Origin of the sequence: Streptomyces albiflavescens (genome assembly GCF_014645835.1) — a bacterium.
Lineage (GTDB): Bacteria > Actinomycetota > Actinomycetes > Streptomycetales > Streptomycetaceae > Streptomyces > Streptomyces albiflavescens.
The window spans coordinates 106465-118523 of the sequence record NZ_BMMM01000016.1 but is presented as its reverse complement, the minus strand read 5'-3'; the positions used below and the strand labels follow the sequence as shown (position 1 = coordinate 118523).

General features: G+C 70.1%; 13 protein-coding genes. 8 read left to right on the top strand and 5 right to left on the bottom strand.

Going from position 1 to position 12059, the window contains the following annotated elements:
• The first annotated feature begins 52 nt into the window (after positions 1-52).
• Together IEY95_RS35360 and IEY95_RS35355 are read left to right on the top strand one after the other, a co-directional pair.
• Positions 53-1264: an RNA polymerase sigma factor gene (locus IEY95_RS35360; protein WP_229703581.1), complete on the top strand. Its 1212-nt coding sequence runs from the start codon at positions 53-55 to the stop codon at positions 1262-1264.
• A gap of 78 nt (positions 1265-1342) precedes the next feature.
• On the top strand, positions 1343-1543 hold the full coding sequence (locus IEY95_RS35355; RefSeq protein ID WP_189190287.1) for a hypothetical protein: 201 nt from the start codon (positions 1343-1345) through the stop codon (positions 1541-1543).
• On the opposite strand, the gene IEY95_RS35350 is transcribed toward IEY95_RS35355, so the two are convergent.
• Positions 1521-2720 (bottom strand): class I SAM-dependent methyltransferase, encoded by a 1200-nt coding sequence (locus tag IEY95_RS35350; RefSeq protein WP_229703580.1) that lies wholly within the window; start codon positions 2718-2720, stop codon positions 1521-1523. The two genes, IEY95_RS35355 and IEY95_RS35350, sit on opposite strands and share 23 nt — an antisense overlap.
• Positions 2721-2810: 90 nt before the next feature.
• Between IEY95_RS35350 and IEY95_RS35345 the strand changes: the two genes are divergently transcribed.
• The 4 genes from IEY95_RS35345 (at position 2811) to groL (ending at position 6833) form a co-directional block, all read left to right on the top strand.
• The gene (locus IEY95_RS35345; protein ID WP_189190285.1) at positions 2811-3770 is read left to right on the top strand and encodes a polysaccharide deacetylase family protein; all 960 of its coding nucleotides are present in this window, start codon (positions 2811-2813) and stop codon (positions 3768-3770) included.
• Positions 3767-4558 carry a polysaccharide deacetylase family protein gene (locus IEY95_RS35340; RefSeq protein WP_189190284.1) on the top strand — a complete coding sequence of 264 codons (792 nt, stop codon included), beginning with the start codon at positions 3767-3769 and terminating at the stop codon, positions 4556-4558. The genes IEY95_RS35345 and IEY95_RS35340 overlap by 4 nt, the downstream gene beginning before the upstream one ends.
• A 225-nt stretch (positions 4559-4783) precedes the next feature.
• Entirely contained in the window at positions 4784-5092 is a 309-nt protein-coding gene (groES, locus tag IEY95_RS35335) for a co-chaperone GroES (protein WP_077796719.1), read from the top strand.
• Positions 5093-5204: 112 nt separating this feature from the next.
• Positions 5205-6833, top strand: a complete 1629-nt coding sequence (gene groL, locus IEY95_RS35330) for a chaperonin GroEL (protein WP_189190283.1) — start codon at positions 5205-5207, stop codon at positions 6831-6833.
• Between the two features lie 149 nt (positions 6834-6982).
• Here the strand turns inward: groL and IEY95_RS35325 are convergent, their stop codons facing one another.
• From IEY95_RS35325 to IEY95_RS35315, 3 genes are all read right to left on the bottom strand, one after another.
• Positions 6983-7690, bottom strand: a complete 708-nt coding sequence (locus IEY95_RS35325; RefSeq protein WP_189190282.1) for an ester cyclase — start codon at positions 7688-7690, stop codon at positions 6983-6985.
• A 131-nt stretch (positions 7691-7821) separates the two neighbouring features.
• Entirely contained in the window at positions 7822-8595 is a 774-nt protein-coding gene (locus IEY95_RS35320; protein WP_189190281.1) for an SDR family NAD(P)-dependent oxidoreductase, read from the bottom strand.
• A gap of 96 nt (positions 8596-8691) precedes the next feature.
• Positions 8692-9360 (bottom strand): MOSC domain-containing protein, encoded by a 669-nt coding sequence (locus IEY95_RS35315; RefSeq protein WP_189190280.1) that lies wholly within the window; start codon positions 9358-9360, stop codon positions 8692-8694.
• Positions 9361-9439: 79 nt separating this feature from the next.
• On the opposite strand from IEY95_RS35315, the gene IEY95_RS35310 reads away from it, so the two are divergent.
• A complete protein-coding gene (locus tag IEY95_RS35310) occupies positions 9440-10336 on the top strand; it encodes a LysR family transcriptional regulator (protein WP_189190279.1) in 897 nt (298 codons plus the stop codon).
• A 144-nt stretch (positions 10337-10480) separates the two neighbouring features.
• On the opposite strand, the gene IEY95_RS35305 is transcribed toward IEY95_RS35310, so the two are convergent.
• Positions 10481-10810 carry a WhiB family transcriptional regulator gene (locus IEY95_RS35305; protein ID WP_189190278.1) on the bottom strand — a complete coding sequence of 110 codons (330 nt, stop codon included), beginning with the start codon at positions 10808-10810 and terminating at the stop codon, positions 10481-10483.
• A 390-nt stretch (positions 10811-11200) separates the two neighbouring features.
• On the opposite strand from IEY95_RS35305, the gene IEY95_RS35300 reads away from it, so the two are divergent.
• On the top strand, positions 11201-11812 hold the full coding sequence (locus IEY95_RS35300; protein WP_003948568.1) for a response regulator transcription factor: 612 nt from the start codon (positions 11201-11203) through the stop codon (positions 11810-11812).
• Positions 11813-12059 lie beyond the last annotated feature (247 nt).

Genomic DNA, 12059 nt, shown 5'->3' with positions numbered 1-12059 from the left:
GGAACAGCAGCCCACCGTCGCCGCAGCCCGAACCATCGAAACCGTGTTCCGGATGGAGTCGCCCCGCATCATCGCCGCCGTGGCCCGGATCGTCCGGGACGTCGGCATCGCCGAGGAGCTCGCGCAGGACGCCCTGGTCGCGGCCCTCGAACAGTGGCCGCGGGACGGTGTGCCGGACAACCCGGGCGCCTGGCTGACGGCCGCCGCCAAGCACCGCGCGATCGACCTCGTGCGCCGCCGGGAGCGGTACGCGCGCAAGCTGGAGGAGATCGGACGGGACCTGGACACGACCACCCCGTTCGAGGAACCCGCCGACCCGGACGACATCGACGACGACCTGCTGCGGCTCGTCTTCACCGCCTGCCACCCCGTCCTGTCCGCCGAGGCCCGCATCGCGCTCACGCTGCGTCTGCTGGGCGGCCTGACCACCCCCGAGATCGCCCGTGCCTTCCTCGCCCCGGAGCCGACGATCGCCCAGCGCATCGTGCGGGCCAAGCGGACGCTGGCGACGAAGGGGGTCGCCTTCGAGGTCCCGTACGGCCCGGAGCGCGAAGCCCGCCTCGGGTCCGTACTGGAGGTCATCTACCTGATCTTCAACGAGGGTTACGCGGCCACGGCGGGCGACGACCTGCTGCGTCCCGCGCTGTGCGAGGATGCGCTCCGACTGGCGCGTGTGCTCGGCGAGTTGATGCCCAAGGAACCCGAAGTGCACGGGCTGGCCGCCCTGTTGGAGCTGCAGGAGTCCCGCGCGGCCGCCCGCACCGGACCGTCCGGCGAGCCGGTCCTCCTCAAGGACCAGGACCGCCGCCGCTGGAACCGCTTGCTGATCCGCCGGGGCTTCGCCGCCCTCGGCCGGGCGAATGCCGTCGCCACGGGCGCTCCCGGCCCGTACGCCCTCCAGGCGGCCATCGCCGCGTGCCACGCGCAGGCGTACGCGTACGAGGACACGGACTGGGGCCGGATCGCCACCCTGTACGGCCTGCTGGCGGCCCGCTCTCCTTCCCCCGTGGTCGAGCTGAACCGCGCCGTCGCGGTGTCGATGGCGCAGGGCCCGGAGCCCGCGCTCACCATCGTCGACGGCCTCGCCGACGAACCGGCGCTCCGCGACTACCACCTGTTGCCCAGCGTCCGGGGGGACCTGCTCGCCCGACTCGGGCGTACGGCGGAGGCGCGGGCGGAGTTCGAGCGCGCGGCCTCGCTGGCGCGGAACGAGCGGGAGCGGGAGCTGCTGACGGCCCGGGCGCGCGAGCTGGAGGGGCCGTGAACGGCCCACTCGTGGGACGCCGCGAGCATCAACGGCCTGGCGGTCTTCGGCGGCACCGGCTCGGTCTCGACGACGGCGATGAACTCCGCGGGCGCGGCGATCAGCGCGAGCAGCAGCCAGTGGACGTACACGCCGTACTACAACGGCGTACCGGCGGCGACGAGTTCGTACTCCTCGGCCGGCCCGGTCGCGGGGGCCCCGTCGGCGCACGCCGGCACCGGGCTCCGGCCCGCCGCGGAGCCGGACCTGGTCCCGCTCAAGACCGACCACCGTCAGTAGGCGGTGTCGCGGGTGCCCCCACCAGCATGGTCGGGGCACCCGCCACCCGGGTGAGAAACACCGTCGCGGATCCGGGACCGTGCGCCTTGGGCAGGGCCTTGCGCCGCAGCTCCTCCGGCTCCACGGGCGACCCGCGCTTCTTCACCGTCAGGACGCCGACCTCCCGCTCCCGCAGCAGCGCCTTCAACTTCTTCACGTTGAAGGGGAGTTGATCGGTGATCTCGTACGCGGTCGCGTACGGCGTCGGGCGCAGCTCGTCCGCCGTGATGTACGCGATGGTCTCGTCGATCAGCCCGCCGTCGAGCTCCTCGGCCACCTCCGCGACCAGATGGGCGCGGATGACGGCGCCGTCGGGCTCGTACAAGTAGCGCCCCACTGGCCGGACTCGGGGGTTCGGGAGTCCGCGCCCGCGCAGCTCGCGCGGTCCCGGCAGCAGCGTGGCCCGCACCAGACCGGGTTCCGTGCCGAACCACAGCACGGCCTCCTTCACATCCCCGCCGTCCGAGATCCACTCCGCCTCCGCCTCGGCGGGGACCGCCTCGTGGGGGATGCCGGGGGCGATCTTCAGCGCGGCGAGCGGCGCCTGCAGAGCCGTTCCGACCGCCCAGGACAGCGGGGGCGAGTACGCCTCCGGGTCGAAGATCCGGCCACGGCCGCCGCGCCGGGCCGGGTCCACGAAGACCGCGTCGTACGCCGCGGTGTCCACCTCCGCGACATCCGCCTCGCGCACCTCGATGAGGCCGGCGAGACCGAGCGCGTCGGCGTTCGCGCGGGCGACCGCCGCCGTCAGCGGGTCGCGGTCGACGGCGAGGACCCGGATCCCCGCGCGGGCGATCGCGATCGCGTCGCCGCCGATGCCGCAGCAGAGGTCCGCGACGGAACGCACACCCAGCGCCCGGAACCGCTCCGCGCGGTGGGTCGCCACGCTGGTCCGCGTCGACTGCTCGACCCCGTGCGGGGTGAAGAACATCCGCTCCGCGTCCTCGGCCCCGAACTTCGCCGCCGCCCGCTGCCGCAGCCGCGCCTGCCCGAGGGCCGCCGAAACCAGCTCGGCCGGGTGCTCGCGGCGCAGCCGGGTGGCGACGGCCAGCTCCTGCGCCGGTTCGGTGCCGCGCACCTCGTCGAGCAGGGCGCGGCCCTCGGGCGTGAGCAGGGAGGCGAAGGAGAGGTCGTTCACCGGGCCATTGTGGGCCAGTCGGTGGATGGTGCGCTTTCCGGCGGCGGTGTCGGGGCCTGGTGAGGGCGTGACCTGGGAGGATCCGGCACCATGCGACCCGTACGACAAAATTACAAAAACAGGGCGAAGGGGATGGGGCTTCGCCCTGGTCGAGCCGGTCTCCGCGGTGGAGTCGCTTCCCGCGGTGCGGTCGCCGTGCTCGCCCTCGCGGCCCTCGTCTCAGGCTGCTCCGACGGTGAGGGCGTCCGGCCGGCCCCGGGTCAGCAGGTGCTGAAGGCGCCCCAGGCCCGCGCCCTCTACTCGTACGCCGCCAAGCTCCGCCTCGCACAGGCCCGGCGGGCCGCCGCGGCCAAGCGCTGGGGACTGGCCAGGACGCCGCTGACGGCCCCGCCGGCGCCCGCCAGGAAGCCGGTGATCAGGGCCCGTGACGGGTTCGAGGTCGACGAGCAGGAGGAGCTGGATCTGCCCCCGGTCTTCACCACCATCCCCACCAAGAACAAGGTCGTCTTCCTCACCATCGACGACGGCGAGGAGAAGGACCCGAAGTTCCTGCGGATGATGAGCGATCTGAAGATCCCGTACACCGCCTTCCTCAGCAACTACCTGGTCAAGGACGACTACCCGTACTTCCGGAAGATGCGCGACCGGGGCGTGACGCTGAACAACCACACGCTCCACCACCTCTATCTGCCCGGACTCTCCTACGCGGAGCAGAGGCACGAGATCTGCGGCATGCAGTCCGTGATGAAGAAGCAGTTCGGCAAGCGCCCCACGGTCTTCCGGCCCCCGTACGGCAACTACAACCAGGACACCCTGCGCGCCGCCAAGTCCTGCGGCATCAAGTACGCGCCCATCTGGGACGAGGAGGTCTTCGTCGACCACTGGGAGTACCGCGAGGACGACCAAGACCTGCACCCCGGCGACATCGTCCTCACCCACTTCCGCGGCCGGAACGACTGGAAGGGCGCGATGCCCGACATGGTCCGCCGCTTCATGAAGAAGGTGACGGACGAGGGGTACGCGGTGGCCCGCCTGGAGGACTACCTGTGAGGGTGCGGGGACTGGTCGCCGGGCTCCTCGCCGCCGCTCTCCTGAGCGGCTGCGCACAGTCCGTGGACCCGATCGAACGGCTGGGCAAGAAAGCGGCGCAGAGGGTGCGGCCGCACGAGTCCGCGTACCGCCGCTGGGGGCTCGCCGCCCCGCTCGCCCGGGCGCCGAAGCCGCCCGCCCGGACCACCGCCCGCGCCGCGGATCCTGGGCTGCCGCCCGTCGTGGACCACGTCCCCACCCGCGACAAGGTGGTCTTCCTGACGTACGACGACGGCGCCGAGCGCGATCCGCGGTTCGTCGACATGGTCCGTGAACTGCGGCTGCCGGTCAGCATGTTCCTCACGGACAGCGTCGTCGGGCCGGGGTACGGGCACTTCGCGCAGCTCCGCGCCGTCGGTGCCGGCGTGCAGAACCACACCCTCGACCACGTCTCCCTGCGCGGCCTGCCGTATGCCGGTCAGCGCGCCGAGATCTGCGGCCAGCAGGACAAACTCAAACAGCGCTTCGGTATCCGGCCCCGGCTGCTGCGGCCCCCGTACGGCAGGTACGACAGCACGACGTTGCGCGCGGCGGAGGACTGCGGGGTCGCGGCGGTCGTACTGTGGCGGGCGTCGATGAGGGCGGAAGGGCTGCGGTATGCAGAGGGAGACCGGCTGCGGCCCGGCGACATCGTCCTCGCCCGTCCGGAGGACATGGGTGGCGTCGCGCTCGTCGAGTCGACGGTCCGGCTGCTGCGCCGCGTCCAGCGGCAGGGATTCACGGTGGCCCGACTCGAGGACTACCTCTGACGGCTCCCGCATCCACCCGGTACGAGCAGAAACTTCGCGGCGCGCCGGAGGCTTCTGGCACTCCGCTTGACCGAGTGCTAATCGCGGTCATAGTCTCGGGTCTGGCACTCCCCCCTGGAGAGTGCCAATAGCGACGGGCAGGTCCGGCACCCGCGACGACGGATCGACCTGGTCGCCACCTCAGACAGTTAACCCCGTGAGATCTCCGAAGGGGGAGGTCGGATCGTGACGACCGCCAGCTCCAAGGTTGCCATCAAGCCGCTCGAGGACCGCATTGTGGTCCAGCCGCTGGACGCCGAGCAGACCACGGCCTCTGGCCTGGTCATCCCGGACACCGCGAAGGAGAAGCCCCAGGAGGGCGTCGTCCTCGCCGTGGGCCCGGGCCGCTTCGAGGACGGTAACCGTCTTCCGCTCGACGTCACTGTCGGCGACGTCGTGCTCTACAGCAAGTACGGCGGCACCGAGGTGAAGTACAACGGCGAGGAGTACCTCGTCCTCTCGGCTCGCGACGTGCTCGCGATCATCGAGAAGTAATTCACCCAGTTTTGCAGTGAACTGCGCTCCTGGCCCCCGCGACCTTCAAAAGCCGGGCGCTGGGGGCGCAGTTCGTTTCTCCCAAAGTTTCCGAGAGGGCTGAATCGCTCCCATGGCGAAGATCCTGAAGTTCGACGAGGACGCCCGTCGCGCCCTTGAGCGCGGCGTCAACAAGCTTGCCGACACGGTGAAGGTGACGATCGGCCCCAAGGGCCGCAACGTCGTCATCGACAAGAAGTTCGGCGCTCCCACCATCACCAACGACGGTGTCACCATCGCCCGCGAGGTCGAGGTCGAGGACCCGTACGAGAACCTCGGTGCCCAGCTGGTGAAGGAGGTGGCGACCAAGACCAACGACGTGGCGGGTGACGGTACGACCACCGCCACCGTGCTCGCCCAGGCGCTCGTGCGCGAGGGCCTGAAGAACGTCGCCGCGGGTGCCTCCCCGGCGCTTCTGAAGAAGGGCATCGACGCGGCGGTCAAGGCCGTCTCCGACGAGCTCCTCGCCGGCGCGCGCCCGATCGACGAGAAGTCCGACATCGCCGCCGTCGCCGCGCTGTCCGCCCAGGACCCGCAGGTCGGCGAGCTCATCGCGGAGGCGATGGACAAGGTCGGCAAGGACGGTGTCATCACCGTCGAGGAGTCCAACACCTTCGGTCTGGAGCTGGACTTCACCGAGGGCATGGCCTTCGACAAGGGCTACCTGTCGCCGTACTTCGTGACGGACCAGGAGCGCATGGAGGCCGTCCTCGAGGACCCGTACATCCTCATCCACCAGGGCAAGATCTCCTCCATCCAGGACCTGCTGCCGCTCCTTGAGAAGGTCATCCAGTCCAACGCCTCCAAGCCGCTGCTGATCATCGCCGAGGACGTCGAGGGCGAGGCCCTGTCGACCCTGGTCGTGAACAAGATCCGTGGCACCTTCAACGCCGTTGCCGTGAAGGCCCCCGGCTTCGGTGACCGCCGCAAGGCCATGCTCGGCGACATCGCCACCCTCACCGGTGGTCAGGTCATCGCCGAGGAGGTCGGCCTCAAGCTCGACCAGGTCGGCCTGGACGTGCTCGGCGGCGCCCGCCGCGTGACCGTCACCAAGGACGACACCACCATCGTCGACGGTGGCGGCAGCTCCGACGAGGTCCTCGGCCGCGTCAACCAGATCAAGGCCGAGATCGAGAACACCGACTCCGACTGGGACCGCGAGAAGCTCCAGGAGCGCCTCGCGAAGCTGGCCGGCGGCGTGTGCGTGATCAAGGTCGGCGCCGCCACCGAGGTGGAGCTGAAGGAGAAGAAGCACCGTCTGGAGGACGCCATCTCCGCGACCCGCGCCGCGGTCGAGGAGGGCATCGTCTCCGGTGGTGGCTCCGCGCTCGTCCACGCCGTGAAGGTCCTCGAGGGCAACCTCGACAAGACCGGCGACGAGGCCACGGGTGTCGCGGTCGTCCGCCGCGCCGCCGTCGAGCCGCTGCGCTGGATCGCCGAGAACGCCGGCCTCGAGGGTTACGTCATCACCTCCAAGGTCGCCGAGCTCGACAAGGGCCAGGGCTTCAACGCCGCCACCGGCGAGTACGGCGACCTGGTCAAGGCCGGCGTCATCGACCCGGTCAAGGTCACCCGCTCCGCCCTGGAGAACGCCGCCTCCATCGCCTCCCTGCTCCTCACGACCGAGACCCTGGTCGTCGAGAAGCCGGCCGAGGAGGAGGCCGACGCCGGTCACGGCCACGGCCACGGGCACGCCCACTGAGGCCCGACAGCCTGAAGAAGCCCCCGTTCCCGGTCAGGGAACGGGGGCTTCTCCCTTGAGTACCGGGCCTCCGGTCGAGTACCAGGCCCCGCTCACCTGTGCTGATGAGGCGCCGCAGCTCTCCTCCGACCTGATCCGCCGGACAGGCCCTAGCCCTCCAGCGCGTCGAGCGCGCCGAGTTGGGCCATCAGACCGAGCCGGTCGTACTGCCACCAGCCCTCGACGATCTTCCCGCCCTCCTCGCAGCGGAAGACGGTCGTGCCGGTCATGGTGACCTGCTGCCCGGTCGCGGGTATCCCCATGAAGTCGCCGTTGTGGACACCGTTCCAGGTCCATCGCGTGCTGACGCGATCGCCCTGGGCGATCTGGTCGTCGATGGTGAAGGTGAAGTCGAACGCGCCGCGCCACATGCCGATCTCGCGCCGCATCGCGTCGAGTCCGATGGTGTCCTGCTCGTTGGCGGGATCGTGGTCGTGGTAGTCCTCCACCATCAGGCCGTTGAGCGGTGGCAACTCACCCTTGACGGCCAGCGTCTCGAAGAACCTGCGGATGTTGGCCGCGTAGAGCTGCTCGTCGCGGACCACGTCCAGGTCCGTGAAGGTCGGCATCTCGTCGCAGAGCGCCACCATCTCCTGGAAGATTTTGTCCGTCTCCGGAAGGTTCGAGTTCCGCATCGCCTCTTCGTACGACGGGAACTCCACGATTTCTATGAAGTGGGTGGCGTCGGACCGGTCCTTGCCGATCAAGTTGTGCGTCGCGGTCCGCTTGCCCCTGGTCTGTTCGACCCATGTGTCCATCAGCCGGTTCATCTCGTCGAACCGGCTGGTCTTGCAGTCGATGAGCTGTACGAATGTCATGGCGCCGCCTCCGGCCCCCTGGGTCCGGTTGAACACCCTCATCTTCCCACCGGAGGGGCGACACCACCTACCTCATGTGTACTTCACACCGGCTCTCGCCGGGGTCGTACTTCTGCCTTCAACTTCCGCTGTCACTGCGGTCCGTACTTCCGCCCCGTCTTCGACGTGATCCCGCCGAGCAGCGCCCGCGGCGTCACCTTCACCAGGCCCATCAGCGCCTTGTAGCGCGGGTCCGGGATGGACAGCGACTTGCCGCGGGCCAGGTCCGCGAGGGCCGCCGTGACCAGCTTGTCGGCGTCGAGCCACATCCAGTTCGGGATGTTGTCCGTGCCCATGCCGGCGCGCTCGTGGAACTCGGTGCGCACGAACCCGGGGGCCAGCGCCATCAGGCGTACGCCACTGCCCGCCAGGTCCTTCGCCGCGCCCTGCGTGAACTGCACGACCCACGCCTTGGACGCGCCGTACGTACCCCGTGGCACGAACGCGGCCACCGACGCGACATTGACGACCCCGCCCCGGCCGCGCTCCCGCATCGCCTCGGTGGCCGCCGACGTCAGCCGGAGCACCGCCTCGCAGTGCACCTTGAGCATCTTCAGCTCGTCGGCCATCGGTACGTCGAGATAGCGGCCCTTGTTGCCGAAGCCCGCGTTGTTGATCAGCAGGTCGACCGGGTTCTTGCGGTCGCCGAGGCGAGTGGCCACCGCCTCGATGCCGTCGTCGGTCGCCAGGTCCGCCGACAGCACCTCCGCCTCGATGCCGTGCCGGTCGTGCAGTTCGGTGGCCTGCTCGGCCAGCCGCTTCGTATCGCGTGCCACCAGCACGAGGTTGTGCCCGTCGGCCGCCAGGCGCCGTGCGAAGGCGGCGCCGATGCCCGCGGTCGATCCCGTAATCAGAGCCGTTGTCATGGCGCAAGATTAGTGACCTGACCAGGCGCCCGGCGCCCCCGCCACCCAACGCCCGGCCTTGCTCCACGAGTTCTGCGCACCGCGGTCGGGCGGGTCCTACCCGCCGTATTTCGCGACGTACTTCCGTGCCTTCTCCCACGCGACCGGATGCAGTGCCTCGCCCGCCGCCAACAGCCGTGGCAGCAGCGCCTGTTCGGTCGTGACGGCGCGGAACTGGAGAGCGACCGTGATGTCGTGGTCCGGTCGGTGCACGATCTCGATCGGGTCGCCGGAGCGGATCTCGCCGGACTCGATCACCCGCAGATACGCGCCGGGCGCGCCCTTCTCGGTGAAGCGCCTGACCCAGCCCTTCTCGCCGAGGTGTCCCTGGAAGGTGCGGCAGGGGATGCGCCCAGAGGTGACCTCCAGGACGACCTCCGAGCCGATCCGCCAGCGTTCGCCGATCCGCGCGCCGGACACATCGAGCCCCTCCGTCGTGAGGTTCTCGCCGAACACGCCGTTCGGCAGCGGCCGGCCCAGGTCGCGCTCCCAGTCGTCGAGATCCTCGCGCGCGACCGCGTACACGGCCTGGTCCTCCCCGCCGTGATGACGCACGTCGCACACCGCGTCCCCGGCGAGACCGCTCGCGCCGACTCCCTTCGGTCCCGGCGCGGTCACCCGAACGGGCCCCTCGACCGGCCTTTTGTCGATGCCGGTCACGCCCTCCGGCTGGTCCGTGTACTCGACGGCCCGCGCACGACCCAGGTTCAGGGAAAGAAGCTTCATACCACCACGCTAGGCGACAACATCCAAAGCGGCGACGCAATATTCGCCGCCGCCCCCAAGACTCGCTTATGCTCGGATGATGATCGAGGCCCGTCATCTCCGTGTGCTGCGCGCGGTCGCCGCCACCGGCTCCTTCTCGGCGGCGGGGCGCGAGCTGGGCTGCACCCAGCCCGCCGTCAGCCAGCAGATGAAGGCGTTGGAGTCGTCCGTCGGCACGCCCCTGCTGATCCGCACAGGGCGCGAGATGCGCCTGACCCAGGCGGGCGAGGCCCTGGTCCGGCACGCGGCGGGCATCCTCTCCGGACTCACGGCCGCCGAGGAGGAGGTCGCCGCGATCGCGGGCCTGCGCGCCGGCCGGGTCCGGCTCGTCTCCTTTCCCAGCGGCAGCTCCACGCTCGTCCCGACGGCCCTCGCCGCGCTGCGGGCCGCCCACCCCGGCACCCGCGTCTCCCTGGAGGAGGCCGAGCCGCCGGAATCCGTCGAAAAACTCCGCGGCGGCGACTGCGACATCGCGCTGGCGTTCCGGTACGAGGGCGCGGCGGGCGTCGAGGAGTGGGACGACCTGGTCGTACGGCCGCTGCTGACGGACCGGCTCGTCGGGCTGGTGCCCGAGCGACATCGCCTCGCCCGCGCGGAATCGGTCGCGATCGGTGAGTTCGCCGGGGAGTCGTGGATCGCGGGCTGCCCGCGCTGCCGCGGACAACTGGTCGAGGTCTGCCGCGGTGCCGGCTTCGAGCCCCGCATCGACTTCGCCACCGATGACTACCCGGCCGTGGTCGGCCTCGTCGGGGCGGGTCTGGGGGTGGCCGTCCTTCCGGAGCTCGCCATCGAGTCCGTACGACCCAAGGGGGCGCGCACGGTGACGGTGGAGCCCTCGGTGCGACGGGAGATCGTCGCGCTCACGTTGCCGGATCTGGCCCAGGTGCCGGCGGTCGCGGCGACGCTGGACCGGCTGGCGCGGGCCGCGGCGCGATAGTCGCGACGGCGAGGACTCGGTGTTCCCTGTGGCCCGCGAAGTGTCCCAGGAGCGGCTGTGGCTCGGGAAGCGCCCCCGTTGGCGGCGAAAAGTAGGGGCACGCGCGTGCGTGCCCGTGTGCGCCCGAAGCGCAGAAACGTTCCTTCAGTTGTTCGAAGCGTGACCGCTTCCGGTGGTCGACGCCGAGACCAGCCGGTTGCGCGCGCGCCCCATGAGCTCTTCGCGCTCGTCCTCGGTCAGCCCGCCCCACACGCCGTACGGCTCTCTCACCGCCAGCGCGTGCGCCGCGCACTCGGCGCGTACCGGGCACCTCATGCAGACCTCCTTGGCCGAGTTCTCACGAGCGCTCCGTGCCGCACCGCGCTCGCCCTCCGGGTGGAAGAAGAGCGAGCTGTCGACCCCGCGGCAGGCCGCGAGGAGCTGCCAGTCCCAGAGATCCGCGTTCGGACCGGGAAGGCGAGAGAAATCTGCCATTGCGTGTCCCCTTGTTGCCGTTCTGGGCTGCTCTATGCCCACCGACCGTACATCTACGATCTAAGGAGATGAAAATATGACTCATTGCGAATCTAGCCGCAGACACCAACAAATGGGAAGAAAACAGGCTAAATGGGGCATAGCTTGTGATGAAACATTGAGGGTCCGTCGTGCATGTCTCCACCGTGTCCGCGCCCTCACGTACAGTGCCGATGACGACTGACTGCCCCGTAACTCTTTCGAGTGACCATCGTTGAGAGGGCGAAGGCGGTTGAAGGAACAAGCGCTCGGGCAGGCGGCAGTATCCGTCGGCGAGTGTCAACCGCACAGGTGACGATTCGTACCAGCCTGGAGGCTCAAGGTGACGCGCATCAGCTGCGGAGGGCGGCCATGACATCCGTCCTCGTCTGCGACGACTCCCCGCTTGCCCGAGAGGCGCTCCGCCGCGCGGTCGCGACCGTGCCCGGCGTCGAGCGTGTGACGACGGCGGCCAACGGCGAGGAAGTCCTCCGCCGCTGGGGTGCCGACCGTTCGGACCTGATTCTGATGGACGTACGTATGCCCGGATTGGGCGGCGTGGAGACGGTCAGGCGGCTGCTGTCCGCCGACCCCGGTGCGCGCATCATCATGCTCACCGTCGCCGAGGACCTGGACGGCGTGGCGCTCGCCGTCGCCGCCGGCGCCCGCGGCTATCTGCACAAGGACGCCTCCCGCGCGGAGCTGCGGGCGACCGTGACGCAGGCGCTCGCCGACCCCACCTGGCGGCTCGCCCCGCGCAGACTGCGCTCGGCCGAGATGGGCGCCGCGCCCACGCTCACCGCGCGTGAGATCCAGGTCCTGGAGGGCATGAGCCACGGCCGCTCGAACGCGGAGATCGGCCGTGAGCTGTTCCTCTCCGAGGACACCGTCAAGACGCACGCCCGGCGGCTGTTCAAGAAGCTCGGCGCCTCGGACCGAGCGCATGCTGTCGCGCTCGGATTCCGGTGGGGCCTGGTCCGCTAGGTGAGCCGCGTTGAGGGTATGACGGTAGTAGCCCCTGCCCGCCGTCCGGCGGGTGGGGCCGGGCTCTCGGAGAGAGCCTCTTCGGTGCCCGATCCCCGTTTCCCGGCGGATGACGCATCCTTGAGGTGTGGAGTTCCTCGGGGACGAGTCGGGCGAGCGGAAGGGGAGGGCGCAGGAGATGAGTTCCGGCGCACCTGCTCATAACGCTTCGGTGCACAACTATGGACGCGGTGCCACGGATCGGACG